This is a genomic window from Devosia sp. P1_H9 (genome assembly GCF_056405135.1).
The window spans coordinates 356,251-378,095 of sequence record NZ_JBFUCQ010000001.1 but is presented as its reverse complement, the minus strand read 5'-3'; the positions used below and the strand labels follow the sequence as shown (position 1 = coordinate 378,095).

At 64.2% G+C, this 21,845-nt stretch carries 20 protein-coding genes; 16 read left to right on the top strand and 4 right to left on the bottom strand.

What is annotated here, in order from left to right; genetic code table 11:
- Positions 1 to 71: 71 nt before the first annotated feature.
- A complete protein-coding gene (locus AC1DYL_RS01945) occupies positions 72 to 602 on the top strand; it encodes a hypothetical protein (protein WP_477171852.1) in 531 nt (176 codons plus the stop codon).
- Here AC1DYL_RS01945 and AC1DYL_RS01940 read toward each other — a convergent pair.
- Positions 599 to 868, bottom strand: a complete 270-nt coding sequence (locus AC1DYL_RS01940; RefSeq protein ID WP_477171851.1) for a hypothetical protein — start codon at positions 866 to 868, stop codon at positions 599 to 601. The genes AC1DYL_RS01945 and AC1DYL_RS01940 overlap by 4 nt on opposite strands.
- A 107-nt stretch (positions 869 to 975) precedes the next feature.
- Here AC1DYL_RS01940 and AC1DYL_RS01935 point away from each other — a divergent pair, with 107 nt between their 5' ends.
- The 6 genes from AC1DYL_RS01935 to AC1DYL_RS01910 all read left to right on the top strand — a co-directional run bounded on the left by AC1DYL_RS01935 (position 976) and on the right by AC1DYL_RS01910 (position 7,613).
- On the top strand, positions 976 to 1,899 hold the full coding sequence (locus AC1DYL_RS01935; protein WP_477171850.1) for a LysR family transcriptional regulator: 924 nt from the start codon (positions 976 to 978) through the stop codon (positions 1,897 to 1,899).
- A gap of 198 nt (positions 1,900 to 2,097) precedes the next feature.
- Positions 2,098 to 3,255 carry an ABC transporter substrate-binding protein gene (locus AC1DYL_RS01930; protein ID WP_477171849.1) on the top strand — a complete coding sequence of 386 codons (1,158 nt, stop codon included), beginning with the start codon at positions 2,098 to 2,100 and terminating at the stop codon, positions 3,253 to 3,255.
- 142 nt (positions 3,256 to 3,397) lie between these two features.
- Positions 3,398 to 4,399: an ABC transporter ATP-binding protein gene (locus AC1DYL_RS01925; RefSeq protein WP_477171848.1), complete on the top strand. Its 1,002-nt coding sequence runs from the start codon at positions 3,398 to 3,400 to the stop codon at positions 4,397 to 4,399.
- Positions 4,396 to 5,355, top strand: a complete 960-nt coding sequence (locus tag AC1DYL_RS01920; RefSeq protein WP_477156522.1) for an ABC transporter permease — start codon at positions 4,396 to 4,398, stop codon at positions 5,353 to 5,355. Before AC1DYL_RS01925 ends, AC1DYL_RS01920 begins: the two co-directional genes overlap by 4 nt.
- Positions 5,345 to 6,160: an ABC transporter permease gene (locus AC1DYL_RS01915; protein WP_477148699.1), complete on the top strand. Its 816-nt coding sequence runs from the start codon at positions 5,345 to 5,347 to the stop codon at positions 6,158 to 6,160. The genes AC1DYL_RS01920 and AC1DYL_RS01915 overlap by 11 nt, the downstream gene beginning before the upstream one ends.
- A 25-nt stretch (positions 6,161 to 6,185) precedes the next feature.
- Positions 6,186 to 7,613 (top strand): gamma-aminobutyraldehyde dehydrogenase, encoded by a 1,428-nt coding sequence (locus AC1DYL_RS01910; RefSeq protein ID WP_477171847.1) that lies wholly within the window; start codon positions 6,186 to 6,188, stop codon positions 7,611 to 7,613.
- A gap of 11 nt (positions 7,614 to 7,624) precedes the next feature.
- Here the strand turns inward: AC1DYL_RS01910 and AC1DYL_RS01905 are convergent, their stop codons facing one another.
- Positions 7,625 to 8,401: a FadR/GntR family transcriptional regulator gene (locus AC1DYL_RS01905; RefSeq protein WP_477171846.1), complete on the bottom strand. Its 777-nt coding sequence runs from the start codon at positions 8,399 to 8,401 to the stop codon at positions 7,625 to 7,627.
- Between the two features lie 392 nt (positions 8,402 to 8,793).
- Here AC1DYL_RS01905 and chvE point away from each other — a divergent pair, with 392 nt between their 5' ends.
- From chvE to AC1DYL_RS01880, 5 genes are all read left to right on the top strand, one after another.
- Entirely contained in the window at positions 8,794 to 9,843 is a 1,050-nt protein-coding gene (gene chvE / locus AC1DYL_RS01900; protein ID WP_477149055.1) for a multiple monosaccharide ABC transporter substrate-binding protein, read from the top strand.
- A gap of 122 nt (positions 9,844 to 9,965) precedes the next feature.
- A complete protein-coding gene (gene mmsA / locus AC1DYL_RS01895; protein ID WP_477156525.1) occupies positions 9,966 to 11,501 on the top strand; it encodes a multiple monosaccharide ABC transporter ATP-binding protein in 1,536 nt (511 codons plus the stop codon).
- On the top strand, positions 11,498 to 12,778 hold the full coding sequence (gene mmsB / locus AC1DYL_RS01890) for a multiple monosaccharide ABC transporter permease (protein ID WP_477171845.1): 1,281 nt from the start codon (positions 11,498 to 11,500) through the stop codon (positions 12,776 to 12,778). Before mmsA ends, mmsB begins: the two co-directional genes overlap by 4 nt.
- Positions 12,779 to 13,007: 229 nt before the next feature.
- Positions 13,008 to 13,259: a GlsB/YeaQ/YmgE family stress response membrane protein gene (locus AC1DYL_RS01885; protein ID WP_477156526.1), complete on the top strand. Its 252-nt coding sequence runs from the start codon at positions 13,008 to 13,010 to the stop codon at positions 13,257 to 13,259.
- A 4-nt stretch (positions 13,260 to 13,263) separates the two neighbouring features.
- Positions 13,264 to 13,788: a GNAT family N-acetyltransferase gene (locus tag AC1DYL_RS01880; protein WP_477148705.1), complete on the top strand. Its 525-nt coding sequence runs from the start codon at positions 13,264 to 13,266 to the stop codon at positions 13,786 to 13,788.
- A 43-nt stretch (positions 13,789 to 13,831) separates the two neighbouring features.
- Here the strand turns inward: AC1DYL_RS01880 and AC1DYL_RS01875 are convergent, their stop codons facing one another.
- Positions 13,832 to 15,607 carry a bifunctional metallophosphatase/5'-nucleotidase gene (locus tag AC1DYL_RS01875; RefSeq protein ID WP_477171844.1) on the bottom strand — a complete coding sequence of 592 codons (1,776 nt, stop codon included), beginning with the start codon at positions 15,605 to 15,607 and terminating at the stop codon, positions 13,832 to 13,834.
- A 227-nt stretch (positions 15,608 to 15,834) separates the two neighbouring features.
- Here AC1DYL_RS01875 and AC1DYL_RS01870 point away from each other — a divergent pair, with 227 nt between their 5' ends.
- From AC1DYL_RS01870 to AC1DYL_RS01855, 4 genes are all read left to right on the top strand, one after another.
- Positions 15,835 to 16,488, top strand: a complete 654-nt coding sequence (locus AC1DYL_RS01870) for a ThuA domain-containing protein (protein ID WP_477171843.1) — start codon at positions 15,835 to 15,837, stop codon at positions 16,486 to 16,488.
- Positions 16,489 to 16,587: 99 nt separating this feature from the next.
- Positions 16,588 to 17,463 carry a cytochrome b/b6 domain-containing protein gene (locus AC1DYL_RS01865; RefSeq protein ID WP_477171842.1) on the top strand — a complete coding sequence of 292 codons (876 nt, stop codon included), beginning with the start codon at positions 16,588 to 16,590 and terminating at the stop codon, positions 17,461 to 17,463.
- A complete protein-coding gene (locus AC1DYL_RS01860) occupies positions 17,456 to 18,253 on the top strand; it encodes a molybdopterin-dependent oxidoreductase (protein WP_477171841.1) in 798 nt (265 codons plus the stop codon). Before AC1DYL_RS01865 ends, AC1DYL_RS01860 begins: the two co-directional genes overlap by 8 nt.
- Before the next feature lie 894 nt (positions 18,254 to 19,147).
- Complete coding sequence (locus tag AC1DYL_RS01855; protein ID WP_477171840.1) at positions 19,148 to 20,683, top strand: DEAD/DEAH box helicase; 1,536 nt, start codon at positions 19,148 to 19,150, stop codon at positions 20,681 to 20,683.
- Between the two features lie 56 nt (positions 20,684 to 20,739).
- Here the strand turns inward: AC1DYL_RS01855 and AC1DYL_RS01850 are convergent, their stop codons facing one another.
- On the bottom strand, positions 20,740 to 21,606 hold the full coding sequence (locus tag AC1DYL_RS01850; protein WP_477171839.1) for an intradiol ring-cleavage dioxygenase: 867 nt from the start codon (positions 21,604 to 21,606) through the stop codon (positions 20,740 to 20,742).
- Between the last annotated feature and the right edge of the window lie 239 nt (positions 21,607 to 21,845).

Sequence of the window (21,845 nt, the reverse complement as noted above, 5' to 3'; positions counted from 1 at the left end):
GCACAGAAACTTCCCACGCCGACGATAGCATAGAAGATCGGCGCGGCTAGCCTTCGCGAGACAGAGCAAACATGACAGACGAGCAGGCGATCCCCGTGTGGCGGCGCGTCATTCGCGGCATCGGGCGGGCGGTGGTGACCATCGCAGTGGTCATCTACACGCTGCTCGACGAGCTGCTGTTCCCGCTGTTCCGGCCGCTGATCCGGTGGCTCGGGCACTTGCAGCTGTTCCAGCGGCTGGGGGCACTGATCGGGCGGCTACCGCCCTATGTGGCGCTGGCGCTGCTGGCGGTGCCGTTCGTGGTCATCGAGCCGGCGAAGCTGTTCGCGGTGTATTGGGGCGCCACGGGGCACGTGGTGCAGGGGACCATCCTGCTGCTCATCGCGCAGGTGCTGTCACTGCTGATCTGCGAGCGGATCTTTCATGCGGCCTATGAGCCGCTGATGCGGATTGGCTGGCTCAAGGCGCTGCTGGGCTGGCTGTTCGGGCTGCGCGACCGGGCGATCGGCTGGGCGAAGTCGACGGCAGCGTGGCAGGCGGCGGTCGGCTGGGTGCGCGGCGCGCGGGAGTGGCTGCGCGGGCTGCTGGCGTCGCTGCGCTAGCGCTTCTTCTTGCCCTTGATCTCCTCGCGCATCGCGGTGCGCGATTCCATCAGGAACTCCTCGATTTCCTCGAGGCTGGCGGAGAAGTCGTAGCCGGCATTGCCGAAGACGATCTCGAAGGTGTCGTCGTCGCGCAGCATGTAGCCGCCATGGGCTTCGATCTTGGGGGTGCGCTTCTCGGCAATGAGCAGGCTGACCCCGAACGGGCGGCCGATGCGACGGACGCGGCGCTCGATGGCGGCGAGGGTGTTGGCGCGGCTGCCCATGGCTTATCCCCCTGGATTGAGTTCCATGTTCAAATAGCGTGCTGATCGGCGTGGGCAAGAGGCAATCGGCCGATTGAGCGCCGGATGGGGCAATGGTTTAGTGGGACATGGCTTTCACGCTCCGGCAACTGCAGTATTTCATCTCGGTCGCCGAGGAGGGGACGGTGTCGGGGGCAGCGCAGAGCCTCTCGATCAGCCAGTCGGCGGTGACCGATGCGATCAAGGAGCTGGAATCGGACCTCGGGGTGACGCTGTTCGAGCGGCACCGGCGCGGGCTGACGATCACGCATACGGGGCATCAGTTCTACCGGCACGCGGCGCGGATCCTTGCCAGCGTTTCGGACGCACGGCGGAGTTTTGGCGAGGCGGAAGCGCCGGCGGCGGGCTCGCTGCAGCTGGGCGTGACTTCGCTGGTGGCGGGCTACGTGCTGTCGGACCTTCTCGCGCGGTATCGGCGGGCCTATCCCAACGTCAATGTCTCGGCGATCGAGGACAATGGCGACTACCTCGAGCACCTGCTGATCGGCGGCGAGCTGGATGTGGCAGTGATGGTGATCTCCAACCTCCGCGACCGCGTGGCGCTGCAGGCGGAGATATTCGAGACTTCGCCGTATCGGCTATGGCTGCCGCTGGGGCACCGCTTGGCCGGGGCGGACATCATTTCGGTTTCGGACATCGTGCCGGAGCCGCTGATCATGCTGACGGTGGACGAGACCGAGGAGAATACTGGCAAGCTCCTCGCGGCTTTCAGTGCGCGGCCGAACGTGGCATTTCGGACGCGATCGGTGGAGGCGGTCCGCAGTCTGGTTGCGACCGGCGCCGGCATCGCGCTGCTGCCCGACCTGGTCTACCGGCCGTGGTCGCTCGAAGGCGACCGGATCGAGAGCCGGGACATTTCGGGGGCGTTGCCGGTGGTGCAGGTGGGGATGGTGTGGCGGCGCGGCAGCCAGCTGACGCAAGCGGCGCGGGATTTCATCGGGCTGGCGCAGCAGCAGCATTCGCCACGGGGCAGGGCGGCGCAGGAGCGCTGATTCACCGTTCAGACTGCCATCAGAGGCCGTTCATCTTTCTACAGATGGGCGATTGAGGAACGTCAGCTACGCTGTCATATCGGTTTTTCCGATATCTCCCCCCGGCCGAATGCATTTGCGAATAGCAAGGCGCCCGATAAGCTTCCAATCAAGGGCATGCTGCGCATTTGGGAGCGCTGCCCGAGCAGGGAGAAATCGATGAAATCCATCCTCAAGACATGTACGGCCTTGACCATGGTTGCGACCTTCACCGGCCAGGTGGCTGCGCAGGAGATGCTGCAGTCGCTCGGCGCGGGCGAGGGCGAAGTCTCGATCGTCGCCTGGGCCGGCTACATCGAACGCGGTGAGACCGACCCCAACTATGACTGGGTCACCAAGTTCGAAGCCGACACCGGCTGCAAGGTGAGCGTGAAGACCGCCAATACCTCGGACGAAATGGTCGCGCTGATGAACGAAGGCGGCTTCGACCTCGTCACCGCTTCCGGCGACGCTTCGCTGCGGCTGATCGCCGGCAAGCGGGTGCAACCGATCAACACGGCGCTGATCCCGTCCTGGTCGACCATCGACGAGCGGCTGCAGAACGCCGCCTGGCACACGGTCGACGGTACGCACTACGGCACGCCCTATGTCTGGGGCGCCAACGTGCTGATGTACAATACCGACGTGTTCAAGGACGGGCCGCCGACCAGCTGGAACGTGGTGTTCGAGGAGATGAACCTGCCCGACGGCAAGTCCAACAAGGGCCGGGTGCAGGCCTATGACGGGCCGATCTACATCGCCGACGCCGCGCTCTACCTGATGGCGCACAAGCCCGAACTCGGGATCAAGGACCCGTACGCGCTGAACGAAGACCAGTACAAGGCGGCGCTCGACCTGCTGCGCGTGCAGCGGACACTGGTCGGCCGCTACTGGCACGACGCCTATATCCAGATGGACGATTTCAAGAACGAAGGCGTCGTCGCGTCGTCGTCCTGGCCGTTCATGGTCAACGTGTTGGTAGCCGAAGGCGCCAAGGTGGCCTCGACCTTCCCCGAGGAAGGGATCACCGGCTGGGCCGATACCACCATGCTCCATTCCGAAGCCGCGCATCCGAATTGCGCCTACATGTGGATGGAGCACTCGCTTGCGCCCAAGGTGCAGGGTGACGTCTCGGCCTGGTTCGGCACGGTGCCGTCAGTCCCCGCTGCCTGCAAGGGCAACGAACTGCTCACCGACGAGGGCTGCACGATGAATGGCTACGAGAACTTCGACAAAATCCGCTTCTGGCGGACCCCTACTGCCAAATGCGAGTCCGGCGAGTGTGTGCCGTATTATCGCTGGGTTAGCGACTATGTCGGGGTGATCGGCGGGCGGTAAGCGCGCTGGGGCGGGGCATGCTCCGCCTCCACCACGATGTCATTCTCGCGGCAGCGAGCCCCGGACGTAACCTCGCGTCCACGGCGAGCCGGGGCCTGCGCTGTCGCGGGGATGACGAGTATCAGGGCCGAAGGTATTCCCGATGACATCCGCCGTTTCCCTCCAACGCGTTTCCCGCCACTTCGGGGCGGTGAGAGCCCTTGATGAGGTCGATCTCGAGGTGGGGGAAGGGGAGTTCTTTGCCATGCTCGGCCCTTCTGGATCGGGCAAGACCACCTGCCTCAGGCTGATTGCCGGCTTCGAGCAGCCCACATTGGGCCAGCTCCGGATCTTCGGCGATGCGGTGGAAGGCGTGCCGCCCTACCGGCGCAACGTCAACACGGTGTTCCAGGATTACGCGCTGTTCCCGCACATGAACGTGCGGGAGAATGTCGAGTTCTCGCTGATGCTGCGCAAGGTCGAGAAGGCAACGAGGGCCCGGGAGGCCGAGGCGGCGCTGGAACTGGTGAAGCTCGGCGGCTATGGCGACCGGCGGCCGGGGCAATTGTCCGGCGGGCAGCGACAACGCGTGGCGCTGGCTCGTGCCATCGTCAACAAGCCCAAGGTGCTGCTGCTCGACGAGCCGCTTGGGGCGCTCGACCTGAAGCTGCGCGAGCAGATGCAGGAAGAGTTGAAAGCGCTCCAGAAGACGCTCGGCATCACCTTCATCTTCGTCACCCATGACCAGGGTGAGGCGCTGTCGATGGCCGACCGGGTGGCAGTGTTCAATTTCGGCAAGCTGATCCAGGTGGGGACGCCCGAGGAGATCTATCGACAACCGAACTCGCGCTTCGTCGCCGATTTCGTCGGTTCGTCGAACGTGCTCGGGCCCGAGTTCGTGCATGCCATCGCCGGCGAGCGGCGCTGGGCGTCGCTGCGACCGGAGGCGATCCATGTCATCCGGGCCGATGGCGGCCAGAATGCGCTAACCGGCACGGTCACGGCGCGATCGTATCTCGGTGCGACCACCCGGCTTGCGGTCGATCTCAACGGCACGCTGCTGCATGCGGTCGTTCCGTCCACCGACGATCTGCCGACTGAGGGGGAACGGGTCACCATCGGCTTCGCCAAGGATGCGCTGCACCTGATGGAGAACGCCGGATGAGTGTGGTCGCCGCCACCGCTTCGGGTGCCATCCTCAGCAACCAGCGGGGCTGGCTCGGCTCGCTCAGCGACCGGTTCTGGCGCCAGCCGAAGCTGTTCGTCTTCCTGCTGTTGCTGCCGGCGCTGCTGTGGCTCGGCATTGTTTACATCGGCTCGCTGTTCGCGCTGCTGCTGCAGAGCTTCTTCTCGATCGACGAGTTCTCGGGGCTGATCAACTACGAGTTCACGCTCAAGACCTATGCCGAGCTGCTCAAGCCCCAGAACCTCGACGTGATCCTCCGCACGGTGATCATGGCCTCCGCCGTCACCGTCGCCTCGGCGCTGATCGCCTTTCCCATTGCCTACATGGCGGCGCGCTATGCACGGGGGAAATGGAAGGCGCTGTTCTACCTCGGCATCATGCTGCCGCTATGGGCCAGCTACCTGGTGAAGGTCTATGCGTGGAAACTGATCCTCGCGAAGGAAGGCATCCTCAACTGGGTGTTCGCGCAGTTGCACCTGACCTGGCTGCTGGACGCCTGGCTTTCGCTGCCGGTGATCGGCGGCAATTCACTCTCGATCAGCTACACCGGCACCTTCATCGTCTTCCTCTATGTGTGGATGCCCTACATGATCCTGCCGATCCAGGCGGCGATCGAACGGGTGCCGACCAACCTCCTCGATGCCTCGTCCGATCTCGGCGCGACGCCGATGCAGACGTTCTGGAAGGTGATCTTCCCGCTGGCGCTGCCCGGCATCGTCGCCGGTTCGATCTTCACTTTCTCGCTGACGCTGGGCGACTACATCATCCCGCAGATCATCGGCACGTCGGCCTTCTTCATCGGCCAGGCGGTCTATGCGCATCAGGGAACGGCCGGAAACATCCCGCTGGCCGCAGCCTTCACGGTGGTGCCGATCGTGATCATGGGGCTGTATTTGTGGATGGCCAAGCGCATGGGGGCGTTCGATGCGCTCTGATGTGGCTCGCGCACCGTGGGGCCTGAAGCTCGCCGCTGCGGCAGGGCTGTTCTTCATGCTGGCGCCGATCGCGCTGATCTTCTTGTACGCCTTCTCGTCGGAGGAGCGGACCTATCAGTGGCCGCCGCCGGGGCTGACGCTCAAGTGGTTCGAGGTGACGTGGAACCGGCCAGACGTCTGGCAGGCGTTGACGCTGTCGGTACAGGTGGCATCGATCTCGACGCTGATCGCGCTGGTGCTGGGAACGCTCTGTGCCGCGGCGGTGTCGGGCACCCGGTTCTTCGGACGAGAGACGATCTCGCTGCTGGTAATCCTGCCCATCGCGCTGCCCGGCATCATCACCGGTATCTCTCTGCGGTCGGCGTTCAGCCTGATGGAGATTCCGTTCTCGTTCTGGACGATCGTCCTCGGCCACGCGACCTTCTGCATCGTCGTGGTCTACAACAACGCCGTCGCCCGCTTCCGGCGGACATCGGGCTCGATGATCGAGGCGGCGATGGATCTCGGCGCGGACAAGTTCCAGACCTTCCGCCACATCATCCTGCCCAATATAGGCACGGCGCTGCTGGCGGGCGGCATGCTGGCCTTTGCGCTCAGCTTCGACGAGGTGATCGTCACCACTTTCACCGCCGGCCAGCAGCAGACGCTGCCGATCTGGATGCTCGAGGAACTGGTACGACCCCGGCAGCGCCCGGTGACCAACGTGGTCGCCATGGTGGTGGTGATCGTGACGCTGCTGCCGATCCTGCTCGCGTTCTACTTCAGCCGTGGCGGCGACCAGACCGTCGCCGGCATGGGCAAATGACCCAATTCGTTCGGGAGAGAGACTAATGAATACCGAGATGCTGATCGGCTCGCGCTTCGAGGCGGGGACGGAAACCGAGGAGCAGGTGCTCAATCCCAGGACCGGGGAACTGATCAAGGGTATCCCGGAAGCCTCAGAGAGCCAGATCAACGCAGCGGTGCTGGCTGCCGAGAAGGCGTTTGTGACCTGGTCACGGACGACGCCCGGGCAGCGCTCGAACTACCTGCTGCGGATCGCGCAGGCGATCGAGGACGATGCCGATGGCTTCGCGGCGCTCGAGGCGCTGAACTGCGGCAAGCCGATCAATGCGGTGAAGAACGACGAGATTCCGGCGATCGTCGATTGCTGGCGGTTCTTCGCCGGCGCGGTGCGCAACATGCAGGGCTCGATCGCCGGGGAGTATCTGCCGGGCCACACCTCGATGGTACGGCGCGATCCGATCGGCATCGTCGGCTCGATCGCGCCGTGGAACTACCCGCTGATGATGATGGCGTGGAAGCTGGCGCCGGCGATCGCAGGCGGCAACACGGTGGTCTACAAGCCATCCGAGCAGACGCCGCTGACGGCGCTGAAGCTGGCGAAGGTGTTCGCCGACGTGCTGCCGGAAGGCGTGGTCAATGTCATTCTCGGGCGCGGCGAGAGCGTCGGCAACGCGCTGATCAACCACCCCAAGATCAACATGATCTCGATCACCGGCGACGTCGCCACCGGCAAGAAGGTGCTGCAAGCGGCCGCCAAGTCGGTGAAGCGCACGCATCTCGAGCTCGGCGGCAAGGCGCCGGTGATCGTCTATGACGACGCGGACATCGAGGCGGTGGTGAGCGGGCTCAAGGCCTTCGGCTACTACAATGCCGGGCAGGACTGCACGGCGGCGTGCCGTATCTACGCGGGACCGAAGATCCACGACAAGCTGGTGGCGGACCTCAGTTCGGCGGTCAACTCGATCAAGTACAACCAGGCGGACGACACGCTCAACGAGATCGGACCGCTAATTTCGAAACGGCAGCGCGATCGTGTGGCGAGCTTTGTCGAGCGGGCGTCGGAGCTGCCGCATATCAAGATCACCGCCGGCGGCCATGTGTCCGGCGACCGGGGGTTCTTCTACGAGCCGACAGTGATTGCCGGGGCGTTGCAGCAGGACGAGATCGTGCGGCGCGAAGTGTTCGGGCCGGTAGTGTCGATCACCCGCTTCACCGACCCTGAGGATGCCATCGCCTGGGCCAACGACAGCGACTACGGCCTCGCCTCATCGGTGTGGACCAAGGATATCTCGAAGGCGATGCAGACGGCGGCGCGGCTGCAGTATGGCTGCACCTGGATCAACACCCACTTCATGCTGGTCAACGAGATGCCGCATGGCGGGCTGAAACAGTCGGGCTACGGGAAAGACATGTCGGTCTACGCGCTGGAGGACTACACGGCCGTCCGGCACGTGATGATCAACCACGGCTGACGGCCGGCGCCCTAAAGCGCGGGCGCCGTGGCGTTGCCGCTGGCGAGATGCGAGCGGATATCGAGTTCCGTGCTCTTGAGATGGCCCCGCATGGCTTCGACGGCGCCGCGCTGGTTGCCGGCGCGGATGGCGTCGAGGATTCCCTGGTGGGCGTTCAGCGTTTCCTCGCGGCCGGCGTAGCGGAGGGTCTGGCCACGACGGCTCATGACGAAGCTCTCCCGCAGTGGCTGCGCCATGGCCTCGAAGATGAAGGCGATGACCCGGTTGCCGCTGGCGGTGGCGATGGCCTCGTGGAACTGCAGGTCCCATTCGTGGAATCGCGCTTCCCCCTCGGCATTTGCGCCGTTGGCCGCGTCGGCGGCGGCGAGGCGCATGCCCAGCATGGCGCCCTCGATGGCCTGGACCCCGGCGCGGCTGACGCGCTTGGCGGCGAGGCCGGCGGCAAGGGTCTCCATGGCCATGCGAAGCTCGATGAGGTCGAACAGGCCCTTCGGGTCGTTGCGGACGATCGACACCAACAGCCCGGCAAAGACCGAGCTGTCCGGCTCGCGCACCACGGCGCGGCGGCCGCGGCCGATATCCAGCAGTCCCCGGCCGACCAGCATCTTGACGGCTTCGCGGATCGTCAGCCGGCTCACCGCAAAGCGGACGGCGAGGTCTGCTTCGCTTGGAATGCTGGCGCCGGGGGCGAAATCCTGAAGTACGATATCGGCCAGGGCATTGGCGACGTTCTCCGCCGCCGTCGATGCATGTTCCTCTCGGCCGACGTTGCCGTCACTGCTTGCCATGCCCCTAGACCTATCTGATATGTTTTCATCAGCGACGCGAATGTTCTCTTCGCTGCCGCCGTGCTCCTCGGGGCGAAGATGTAGCGTCAACGGGAGGTGTGGAGCAAGGTCCGGCGCGCAACTAGTATGTCAGTTCGGCGGCGCTCGCCGGACATCTTTACACTGGTATCTGATTACTCTAGGTTCCGGCCGCGCGTTGGAGGACGTGCGAACGCCTTGGCAGCAGGGCGTTTGGGAGGCTTCGACAGGTCGGGCGAGACGGTGTTGCCGTGCGTAGCTCAAGACCCGATGAATGACCTCCATCCAAATCCTCCCCACGCTGGCTGGTCCGGCAGTGGCTCCAACACAACGGTTTACCCGGGAGGAAACCAGTGAAAGCCTTGAAACTTCTTATGACCGCCGTGACGGTTGGCGCGATCGCGCTCACCGGTTCGGTGTTTGCCCAGGACAAGGGCGCCATCGGCATCGCGATGCCGACCCAGTCGTCGCTGCGCTGGATTTCAGACGGCAACGAGCTGAAGGCCGCGCTCGAGGCGAAGGGCTACAGCGTCGACCTGCAGTATGCCGAGGACGACATCCCGAATCAGCTCGCCCAGATCGAGAACATGGTGACCAAGGGCGTGAAGGCCCTCGTCATCGCTTCGATCGACGGCACGACGCTCTCGGCCGTGCTGCAGCAGGCTGCCGATGCCGGCATCAAGGTCGTCGCCTATGACCGCCTGATCCGCGACAGCGGCAACGTCGACTACTACACCACCTTCGACAACTTCCAGGTCGGCGTCCTCCAGGCCAATTCCCTCGTGAAGGGCCTCAAGGAGCGCTTCCCGGACGTGAAGCCGTGGAACGTCGAGCTGTTCGGCGGTTCGCCGGACGACAACAACGCCTTCTTCTTCTATGACGGCGCGATGTCGGTGCTGCAGCCGCTGATCGACGACGGCTCGATCGTGATCAAGTCCGGCCAGACTGGCATGGACAAGGTCGGTACGCTCCGTTGGGACGGCGCCGTGGCGCAGGCCCGCATGGACAACATCCTGTCGGCCAACTACTCGGACGGCACCGTGGTGCACGGCGTTCTCGCCCCGTATGACGGGCTGAGCCGCGGTATCATCTCGTCGCTGCGCGGCGTTGGTTATGGTTCTGCCGATCAGCCGTGGCCGATCGTCACCGGTCAGGACGCCGAGACCCCGTCGGTCAAGGCGATCATCGCCGGCGAGCAGTACTCGACCGTGTTCAAGGACACCCGCGAACTGGCCAAGACCACTGCCGGCCTCGTCGACACCGTCCTCACCGGCGGTACCCCGGAAGGCCTCGACACCAAGACCTATGACAATGGCGTCAAGGTCGTGCCGTCGATCCTGCTGGTTCCGCATGACGTGGACGTCACCAACTACGAGGCTCTCGTTGTTGGTTCGGGCTACATCAAGGCCGAAGACCTGAAGTAATCCAGGTATTCCGGAGGGGCCTCGCGGCAGCGCGAGGCCCTTTCGCCATTCTACTCACATGAAGTAAATATCCAGGGGTCTGCGGCGCCACCCGAGCGACCGGACCCAGCTGAAGGACCGCTATGACCGACACCATCCTGGAGATGCGGAACATCACCAAGACCTTCCCCGGTGTGAAGGCGCTCCAGAACGTCAATCTCGATGTCAGGGCCGGTGAGATCCACGCCATCGTGGGCGAAAACGGCGCCGGTAAGTCGACGCTGATGAAGGTGCTCTCCGGCGTCTATCCGCATGGCAGCTACGAAGGCCAGATCATCTATGAAGGCCACGAATGCCAGTTCAAATCGATCCGCGACAGCGAGCACAAGCGCATCGTGATCATTCACCAGGAGCTGGCCCTGGTGCCGCTTCTGTCGATCGCGGAGAACATCTATCTCGGTAATGAGCAATCCCATGCGGGCGTGATCGACTGGGATGAAACCCGCGAGGGCGCTCGCAAGCTGCTGCGCAAGGTCGGCCTCAATGAGGATCCAGACACGCTGATCACCAATATCGGCGTCGGCAAGCAGCAGCTGGTCGAGATCGCCAAGGCCTTGTCGAAGGAGGTGAAGCTCCTGATCCTCGACGAGCCGACGGCGAGCCTTTCCGAGAAGGACAGCGAGGCGCTGCTCAACCTGCTGCTCGAGTTCAAGAACCAGGGCATCTCCTGCATCCTCATCTCGCACAAGCTCAACGAGGTCTCGAAGGTCTCGGACCGGATCACGGTGATCCGCGACGGCCACAGCATCGAGACGCTGAACAAAGACCAGATCACCGAGGACCGCATCATCACGCTGATGGTCGGCCGCTCGCTTGAGGACCGCTATCCCCCCCGTGCGCCACACGTTGGCGATGTGGTGCTCGAGGTGAAGAACTGGTCGGTCTATCATCCGCAGCACCGCGACCGGCAGGTGATCAAGAACATCGACCTCAACATCCGCAAGGGGGAGGTCGTCGGGATCGCCGGGCTGATGGGCTCGGGCCGCACCGAGTTCGCGATGAGCCTGTTCGGCAAGTCGTACGGCCAGAAGATCACCGGCGAGGTGTTCCTCAACGGCAAGAAGATCGACACCTCGACGGTCGAGAAGGCCGTGGCGCACGGCATCGCCTACGCCACCGAGGACCGCAAGACCTTCGGGCTCAACCTGATCGACCACATCAAACACAACACGACGATCGCCAACCTGGTCGGCGTGTCGCGCTGGGGCGTCATTGATGACCTGGCCGAGCTCGACGTGGCCAACGACTATCGCAAGAAGACCAACATCCGGTCCTCCAGCGTCTACCAGGTGACGGGGAACCTCTCCGGCGGCAACCAGCAGAAGGTCGTGCTGTCGAAGTGGCTGTTCGCCAACCCGGACGTGCTGATCCTCGACGAGCCGACCCGCGGCATTGACGTCGGGGCCAAGTACGAAATCTACACCATCATCAATCAACTGGCCGCGCAGGGTAAGGCAATCCTCGTCATCTCGTCGGAGATGCCGGAACTGCTAGGCATCACGGACCGCGTCTACGTGATGAACGAAGGGCGGATGGTCGGCGAGATGCCGACCAGTGAAGCCAGCCAGGAAAAGATCATGCGCGCCATCGTTCGCGCCGAAGGAAAAGCAGCATCATGACCACAGAAACCGCATCGCAGGCGGCGGCAGCGCCGACCGAGGCCGGCAAGACCCAGGAACTCACGATCTGGGGGGCGCTGCAGGCCAATATCCGTGATTACGGCCTGCTGCTGGTGCTCATCCTCATCATGCTGTTCTTCCAGTGGACGACGGACGGCACGCTGTTCAAGCCGGTGAACCTCACCAACATCGTGCTGCAGAACAGCTACATCATCGTGATGGCGCTGGGCATGCTGCTGGTGATCGTCGCCGGCCACATCGACCTGTCGGTCGGCTCGGTATCGGGCTTCATCGGCGCGCTCGCCGCGATGCTGATGATCGGCTGGAAGTTCCCGCCGGAGTTGGCTTTCCTCGCCAATCCGATCGTCGCTGGCATCATCTGCATGGTGATCGGCGCGGCCATCGGGGCAGTACAGGGCTGGCTGATCGCCTATTACCGCATCCCAAGCTTCATCGTGACCCTCGCGGGCATGCTGATCTTCAAGGGCCTGTCGCTCGCCATTCTGGCCGGCAAATCGGTGGGTCCGTTCCCGGCCGAGTTCCAGTTGCTGTCGGCAGGGTTCATTCCGGACTTCGTCGGCAAGATCACCCTGGTCCCGGCCAGCGAAGGCGTGCAGCCGCTGGCGCTGCACGGCGCGACCCTGGTGCTGGGCATCATTGGCGTCGTCGCCATGGTGCTGCTGTCGCTGCGCGGGCGAGCCCGCCGCAAGGCACGCGGCTACGAGTCGGAGCCGTTCGCGCTGTTCGTGATCAAGAACGTGGTGATCGCCGCGCTGGTACTGTTCTTCACCTACATGCTCGCATCCTACAAAGGCCTGCCGAACGTGCTGGTGGTGATGGCCCTCCTGATCGGGCTGTTCGTCTTCATCACTAAGCGGCTGACCTTCGGTCGTCGCATCTATGCGATTGGCGGCAACCTCAAGGCGGCGGCCCTGTCGGGTATCAAGACCGAGCGGCTGACCTTCTACGTGTTCGCCATCATGGGGGCGCTGGCGGCGCTCGCCGGCATGATCTATGCGGCGCGCCTCAACTCGGCGACGCCGAAGGCAGGGCAGGGGCTCGAACTCGACGTGATCGCGGCCGTGTTCATCGGCGGTGCGTCGGCGCTGGGCGGCGTTGGCCAGGTGGCGGGAGCCGTCATCGGCGCCTTCATCATGGGCGTGATGAACAACGGCATGTCGATCCTGGGCGTCAACATCGACTGGCAGCAGATGATCAAGGGCATCGTGCTGCTCGCTGCGGTGTTCTTCGACCTCTACAACAAGAACAAGGCCTGACCACCAGGCCTATCGATCGTCGCGAAGGCAGAAGCCCGGGTCCCACGGAGGTGGTGTCCGGGCTTTCTCTTGCCTGCTCCAAAGCCCGTGTCGGTCCGTGCGGCGGAGAACTATACTGACGCTCGCTCGATTTCTTCCGGCAGCTCGGCTGGATCTGAAAGCTCCAGCGTCGCCATTGCAACCCAACCGCCTCGGGTCCATTTATGAAACCGAGGAATCGGAGGGGCTTATGGGCATTCTGGGCGCCATCATTATCGGGTTTATTACCGGCGTCATCGCCAAGCTGATTACGCCGGGAGACCCGAAGCCGCGTGGCTTCATCCTGACCACGGTGCTCGGCATCGTCGGCGCCTTGCTCGCGACGTATCTGGGACAGGCGATCGGCTGGTACCGGGCAGGTGAAGCAGCGGGCTTCTTCGGCGCGATCCTCGGCTCGATCATCGTACTGCTGATCTGGCGCCAGCTGGCGCGGCCGCGCTAACGCCATGGACATCCCAACCATCGAGACCGAGCGCTTGATCCTGCGCGGCTATACGCCGGCGGATTTCGACGCCTTCGCCGCCATGTGGGCGGATCCCGACGTGGTGCATTTCATCGGCGGACGGACGTTTACGCGCGAGCAATCGTGGCAACGCTTCCTGACGCGGGCCGGCGGGTGGCAGCATCTGGGCTTCGGGTTCTTCGCGACGTTCGAGAAGGAGTCCGGGCAGCTCGTGGGTGAGGCCGGCTTTCACGAGGCGCGCCGCATCATCGAGCCACCGCTCGAGGGCACACTCGAAGCCGGCTGGGCGCTGATGCCGTCGGCGCAGGGCTGGGGTTATGCCACCGAGGCGATGCAGGCGGCCATCGGCTGGGCCGAAGCAACATTCCCGGGCCGGCGGATGACCTGCCTGATCAATGTCGACAACCTTGCTTCGATGCGGGTGGCCGGACGGCTCGGCTTCAAGGAGTTCGCGCGGACGATCTACGCCGATGACAAGGTCGTGCTGTTCGAGCGCCAGGTGAAATGAAAAGGGCGCCCCGAGAGGCGCCCTTTCACAATCAGTGGCGAGCTTACTGCGCCGCGGGAGCTGCCGGCGCCGGCGTGGTCGCCGGGGCTTCCATTGCAGGAGCTTCCATCGCAGGCGCCTCGGCGGGAGCGGCAGGAGCCGCTGCCGGAGCTTCCGTCGCAGCGGGGGCCGCAGGGGCCTCGGCCGGAGCGGGCTCGGGCGCCGGGGCCGGCGAGGCATCGGTGATGCGGCCGTCGGTGTAGGGCGTGTAGGCGCCGCCGAGCTTGGCGATGTAGTCGGCCACAACCTTCTCGAGCGGCGGTCCGAAGTCGTAGGCGTTGATGGCGTTCTTGCCGAACAGCTCGTAGCCGTCACCACCGCCGCGCACGTAGTTATTGGTCACGATGCCGTAGGTCTTGGCGGGGTCGATCGGCACCCAGTTGTCGCCGTCCTTGACCAGCACGTCGCTGATACGCGAGCCGGCGGGCTTGGACTTGTCGAAGGTGTACTTGAGACCGGCGACCTGCGGGAAGCGGCCAGCGACTTCCTCGATCTGGCTGGCACCATTCTCCAGCGAGGCGACGAGGTCGGCGCCAGTGAGCTGGAAGGTCGCGAGCGTGTTCGAGAACGGCAGCACCGTGAGCACTTCGCCCATGGTGATCTCGCCGGCGTCGATGGAAGCGCGGAGGCCGCCCGAGTTGGCAATCGAGATGGTGATGCCCTGGTCGGCGACCCGATCGAGCTGTGCGTCGGCGACAAGGTTGCCCATTGAGCATTCGGAGACGCGGCAGACGTCGCGGTTGCCTTCGATTGGGGCAGTGGCGGTGCCGATGACTTCGGCCTTCAGGGCTTCGAGGGGCTTGCCGAGTTCGGCGACGCGGTCGAGGAAGCCCTGGTCAGGCTTCACCGAGGCATCGAGAAGAATCGGGGCGCCGGTGGCGGAGACAACCTTGCCGGCATCGTCCCAGGCAACCTTGAGTTCGCCCAGCGCCTTGCCGTACTGGCCGGCCTGGACGATCGGAACGTCGACGCCATCGGGGTTCTTGACGAGGGTGGGGTAGGGGCCCGCCTCGCCTTTGCCGGTGCCGAGGAAAGTGTGGCTGTGGCCGCCCACGATCACGTCGACGCCGGAGACGGCCGCGGCCAGATCCTGGTCGACCTTGTAGCCGATGTGGCTGACCACCACGATCTTGTTGATCCCGGCGGCTTCCAGTGCGCCGACGGCGCCCTTGACGTATTCGGTGACGCTTTCGAAGGCGACGTTGGTGCCGGGGGAGGAGATATCGGGCGTGTCAACGGTGGTGGCGCCAATCACGCCGACCTTCTCGCCGCCGATGTTGAGGACGATCACGCCCTTGGGCAGGCCCTTGAGGTCTGGGTCCTTGGTGGTGTCGAAGTTGCCGCCGATGATCGGGAACTTGGCCGAGGCGATGAACTTGGCGAACTCGGCCGGGCCGTCATCGAACTCGTGGTTGCCGGTGGCCACCACGTCGAAGCCCATGTCGTTCATGAAGTTGGCGACGATCTCGGACTTGTACTGGGTATAGAACAGCGAGCCCTGGAACTCGTCACCGGCGGAGAACAGCACGACGTTCTCGCCGGCCGCCTTGGCCTCGTCGCGCTTGGCGTCGATCTCGGTCTTCAGGCGGGCAATACCGCCGAAGCACTCGCCCTTGGTCTCGCCCTCGGCGTTGCAGGTCGAGTCCGTCCCGGTGATCGATTCGAAGCGGGAGTGGAAATCGTTGATGTGGAGGATGGTGAGGGAGAAATCGGCAAAGGCCGCACCGGAAAAACCGGCAGTGAGTGCCAGCGCCGCGGCGCCGAACAATAGCTTCTTCATATCCCTGTCCTTTCGTGGCGGTCCGATTGGCCCGGACCCTTTTCCCACCGCTTTGCAACGCCGGTGTAACAGCGCAGGCGCCCCTTCCTTGTGCCACCTGCAACTCCAGTGGAGCCGGGAGTTAACAACAGATCATCGGATAGCGGAAGGGCGTGGCGCGGCGCTTTTGGGCTTCCATGAACGGCCGGTTCGGTTACTCTCCGCCCGCTTTATGCGGGGAGTCGACTATGCGTAGTGCCTTGATCGTCTGGGGTGGGTGGAACGGGCATGACCCAGAGGAATGCGCAGCAATCTACCGGCGCTGGCTGCACGAAGACGGCTACTCGGTACGGGTGGAAACCGACCTCGCGGTGTTCGCCGATCCGGCGATCCATGAGCTGAGCCTGATCATCCCGATCTACACCATGAGCAAGATCGAGAAGGAGCCGCTCGGCAACCTGGTGAAAGCCATCGAGGGCGGCGTCGGCCTTGCTGGGCACCATGGCGGGATGAGCGACGCGTTCCGCGATGCGGTCGACTACCAGTTCGTGGTCGGCGGGCAGTGGGTGGCGCATCCGGGCAATATCATCGACTACACGGTGGACGTGACCAAGCCCGATGACCCGATCATGCAGGGCATCCCGGCCTCGTTCCCCTACACGTCCGAGCAGTACTACATGCACATGGACCCCTCGGTCGAAGTGCTGGCAACGACGACCTTCTCGGGCCAGCACGCCGCCTGGACCAAGGGCGTGGTGATGCCGGTGGTGTGGAAGCGGCAGTACGGCGCCGGCAAGGTGTTCCACTCGACGCTGGGGCACCAGGCCAAGGAGTTCGAGAACCCGCAGATGGCGACGATCCTGCGTCGCGGCATCAACTGGGCGGCGCGCGACGAGGGCTGAGCCGGACAAGGAGTGGCGTCACGTCTGCGTGCTGCATACGTGACTTGAAACTTCGCAGGAAACGGTGCCGTTCTTCTCTCCGAATGCCAGGGGAGAACGATGGCAAGCATCACCGAAAACGGGGTCGAGGCGCCCCAGGAACTCAAAGGCCCGCTGATCTATCGGCAGGCGATCCTGACGCGCGTTACCCACTGGGTGTGGGCGATCGCGATGTTCTTCCTGCTGCTCAGTGGGCTGCAGATATGGAACGCCCATCCTGCGCTCTATATCGGGCAGCAGTCGGGCTTCGAGTTCGATAACGCCATCCTGAAGATCGGCGCAGAGAACACCGATGCCGGACCACGCGGCTTCACCACCGTGTTCGGGCAGAAGTTCGATACCACCGGCGTGCTGGGGATGAGTGGTACCGAGGCGCAGCCGGATTTCATCGGCTTTCCCGACTGGGCGACGATCCCGTCTTTCCGCGATCTCGCGACGGGGCGCGTGGTGCACTTCTTCTTCGTCTGGGTGTTCCTCGGGGCGATCGGCATCTGGCTGATCTCGAGCCTCTTCAACGGACATCTGTGGCGCGACATCATCCTGAAGCCGCGCGATTTTCGCGAGTTGCCCGGGGATATCTGGCAGCACGTCACGTTCAAGTTTCACCACGGGCGCAGCTACACGCCGCTGCAGAAGGTCGCCTATTTCGGGGTGTTCCTCGTGCTGTTCCCGCTGATCATCCTCACCGGACTGTCGATGTCGCCGACGATGAATGCCGGCTGGCCCTGGCTGGTCGAGCTGTTCGGCGGGCGGCAGACGGCGCGGACCATCCACTTCATCGTGATGGTTTTGCTCGTGCTGTTCTTCGTCGTCCACATCGTCATGGTGGTGCTGGCGGGACCGATCAACGAGTTGCGCTCGATGATCACCGGCTACTACCGCACCAGCCCGGGCACCGAACCCGACAAGCAGAAGGGCAACAAGTCCAATGGCTGACCTGATCCTCAATCGCCGCCGGCTGATCGGGCTCGGCGCGGCGTCCGGCGCTTCGCTGGTGCTCGCCGGGTGCGACCAGTTCGATTTCCTCGGGCAGCGCAACGATCCGGTGCGCGACTTCCTCGAGCGCGCCAACAGCCTGACCTATGGGGCGCAGCGCGCGCTGGTGGGCGACCAGGCGCTGGCCAAGGAGTTCTCGGAAAGCGAGATCCGGCAGGGGCAGCGGCCGAACGGCTCAACCGACCCGCGATCCGGCATCGAGGAGTACCGCAACCTCGAGGCCACCGGCTTTGCCGCCTACAAGCTGAAGATCACCGGGCTGGTGGAGACGCCGAAGGAGTACTCGCTGACCGAACTGCAGAACATGCCGTCGCGCACGCAGATCACCCGGCACGACTGCGTCGAGGGCTGGAGCTGCATCGCCAAGTGGACCGGCGTGCCGCTGAGCCGGCTGCTCGACGAGGCTAAGGTGAAGCCGACGGCGAAGTTCGTCGTCTACCATTGCTACGACCAGATGGGCGGGGGGCTATCGAAGCCAGAGGCCTACTACGAGAGCTCTGACCTGATCGACGCGTTCCATCCGCAGACGATCGCGGCGTATGGGCTCAACAACGGCATACTGCCGGTGGCCAACGGCGCGCCGGTGCGCATCCGGATCGAGCGGGCGCTGGGCTACAAGCAGCCGAAATATGTGCATACGATCGAGTTGGTGGATGGGTTCAGCCAGTACGGCCTGGGGCAGGGCGGGTACTGGGAGGATCATGGGTATGACTGGTACGGCGGGATTTAGCGCGGCCGGGCACTTGCGAGGTTAGGGGTTGGTTGAGTCGACTGCGCTCCCGGTAGCTGGTCGAAAGGCAGGAAAGTCCTCGGCTAGCCAACTTCTTGCATCTAGGCAACTCGCTACACTCAGCACGCTGTCGCCTTGCGCCCAGTGCATAACGCCGTAGTAGATCGGCCAAATGACTTCGTCCGAGAGCCCCTCTGAGTTCATTTTCCAGAGGCGCTCAAGTTCTTTGAGGTTAGCCTCCACGAAGTTTGGATCATTGGTTGCGACGCACCACTCTGCCTTCGCATACATGTGGCCAACATAACGTAGACGACCAGTTTGCTCAGCGAGACTAGGAAGAAGGTCGCGACTGACCACCGGAGGCGCTGTAGGCATCTGCAGTCCTTTGACGGACGGTCGTGGTAGCGGCTGGGCCGTCCATACATTCCATTCCGACCCGAAGGCCAATCCTCCGATCGATGTTAGGGAGAGCGCTAAAGCAAGCACTCGCAGCGCTTTCATCACGAGAGACGTACTCCTCAGCTGTCCGAACTACGCTTTGATATGGTGCGAGAGGCAGAGTCCGCATAGCTCCCCTGCGCGCTCATTTCCCGTTTTCCCTTGCCAATCCGCGGTTTATCCCCCATATGCGCACCATTCGCCCCGCCCAGTTGTCCCCGTGAAGGGGATTTGGCGCGATGATGGCGATGGACTTCTCTTCTTACTGGCCAAAACGGTGAGCGGCGAAGTGCCCCGGAAATGTCCCCCGCGTTAGAACGTGGGAACACCGGGAGACAGCGCAACCGTGCGGCAATCCCGTCGCCATTGCATCTATGATCACGCCGAGCCCGAAATGGGTCTCCGGCGACCCTCGCGCACCGATTGGCCCGGAGCGCGCAAATGAAAGTTTGACCATTGACCAATTCATTCGCAGAACTCGGCCTTTCGGCGCAGCTCGTCAGCGCGCTCACGGCAGCCGGGTTCACTACGCCGACGCCGATCCAGGCGAAAGCCATTCCGCCGCAGCTCGAGCGCCGTGACATCATGGGCATCGCCCAGACCGGCTCGGGCAAGACTGCGGCGTTCGGCCTGCCGATCCTTGCGGGCCTCGCCCAGCTGGGCGGCCGTGCCAACCCGATGACGACCCGCGCGCTGATTCTCGCGCCGACCCGCGAACTGGCGGTGCAGATCGACGAAGTGCTGCACAAGCTGGCGGGCTCGAAGCTCTCCACCGTGCTGGTGCTCGGCGGCGCCTCGCGCGGCGGGCAGATCCAGAGGATCGCCCGCGGCGTCGATGTTGTGATCGCGACGCCGGGCCGTCTCAAGGACCTGGTCGACGACCGCAAGCTCAAGCTCAGCGAGACCCGTTGGCTGGTGCTGGACGAAGCCGACCGCATGCTCGACATGGGCTTCATCAACGCCGTCAAGGAAATCGCACGGGCCATCGGCCCGCGTCGCCAGACCGCGATGTTCTCGGCCACCATGGCCCCGGAAATCGCCGAGCTGGCCAAGGGCCTGCTGAACGACCCGGTGCGTGTTGAAGCCAACCCGGCGGCGCAGACCGTCGGCACCATCGATCAGCGGGTGATCCTCGCCGGCTCGAAGGAAAAGCGCATGGTGCTCAACGACCTGTTGAAGGACGAGAGCCTCAGCCGCGTCATCATCTTTTCGCGCACCAAGCACGGTGCCGATCGCGTCACCAAGAACCTCGAGATCGACGGCCATCAGGCCGCGGCGATCCACGGCAACAAGTCGAACAATGCCCGTCAGGCCGCCCTCAAGGGCTTTGCCACCGGCAATGTGCGCATTCTCGTCGCCACCGACATCGCGGCCCGCGGCATCGACGTGCAGAACATCTCGCACGTGATCAACTACGAGTTGCCCGATGACCCGGAGAACTACGTGCACCGCATCGGCCGCACGGCGCGTAACGGCGCTTCGGGCTTTGCGATCACGCTCTGCGACGGCACGGAGCGCGGTAAACTGCGCGATGTCGAGCGGCTGATCCGCAAGACTTTGCCGACCACCGGCGAGCTCAAGGGCAATGGCGGCGAAGTTATCGACGCGGCCAAGGTTCGCGCCCAGCGCCAGGCCCCGCGTCCGCAGGCCCCGCGTCCGGATGGCCAGCGCAAGCAGGCCAATGCGGGCCGGCATTTCTCCGGCGCCAAGAAGGCGGCGATCGTCGATGGCCGCAAGCGTACCAATGGCGAGGGGCATGCTCACGCCCCCAGCGCCAGCCACGCTGCCTCCGGTGGCAACGCACAGCAGGTGCGCGGTGGTGCCGGCACCGGCAGCAATGTCTCGCGCAATGGCGGCGCCGCGCCGACCGCGCCCGGTTGGTGGGAAAAGCCGACGGGGCAGGGCACGCCCGCTCCCAAGCAGCGCTGGAACAAGAAGCAGAAGGACGCCGGCAAGCAGCGCCGCACTGAAGGCGAACGCGCAGCGGGCTAAGTCCCCGGCGCATTGCTGAAAGTATCAGGGGCGGTCCAGTGGGCCGCCCCTTTGCTTTATCGGATGCTGGTCACGCCCGGTACGAGGCTGACGCTGGTTTCGGTCGACGGTGCGCTCATCGCTCCGTCGGCCGGCGCGCCATCGGGCGGCGGGCCGCTCGGAGGTTCGCCACCTGCGCCGCCCGGCGCGCCGCCGAAGCCGGTCGAGGACTCGGCCGTGGGGTCGACGCCGACGATCATGGCGACGAGGTAGCGCTCCTCCAGTTCCTTCACATAGGCGAAGGAGGCGCGGGTGGCCTGGCTGGCGATGTTGTCGTTGGCGTTGAGCGTGTCGCGATCGTGACCGTGCGAGGTGTAGGGCTCGACGTTCTGGTAGAGGAACTGGCTCAGGGCGTCGGGGAAGAACAGCTGGCCAGTGAGCACGGTCTTGTCGTCGAGGAAGACTTTGAAGTGGATGTGGGTGGTGCGGCCGGCGTACCAGCCCGGGTAGATAGTCTGGAACTCGACGATGCCGCTGGCGCTGGCGAATTGGGTGCCGCGCAGGAACGTCTGGCCCGTGGTGTCGACACCGCCGGTCTGGTTGGCATAGCCCGAGTAGAGCCCCTCGGCATTGCAGTGCCAGATATCGACGCGGGCGCCTTCGATGGGCTTGCAGCTGCCGTCGACGACCTGCAGCCGCACGGTCGTGGCGACCCCCTTCTGCGTGCCCTCGGTGATATCGGCGCGCTCCAGCGACGGATCGAAATAATAGGGCCCTTCGGTCACCTCCGGCGTCAGCACGCAGACATCAGCGCCGGGCATCAGGCCAGTGGTAGTTTCGGCGCTAGCTTCCTGGGCGAATGCCCTCTGGCTCATCAGCGCGCCACCGGCGGCGGTGACGACGACGAGGCGCAGGGCATCGCGGCGGTTCAATGGAGTGGGCATCGATCGTCTCCGTTTGGGTACGAGCCCGATGTAGGAAGGGGCCGGGCGATCCCTGCGTTACAAGTTGGAGAGCTGCATTAAGTCTTCGAAATGTGGCGGAAGCGGTCATTTCTGAACGCCAGCTAAACGCCAGATTCCGGGAACGTTCAACCGCACTGCCGCATTATTGCCCTCAAGATGAACCGCTGGCCGAAAGGCCGCATCGCCCCAGGGGGCCCAAATGCTGAAGCTCACTCTCG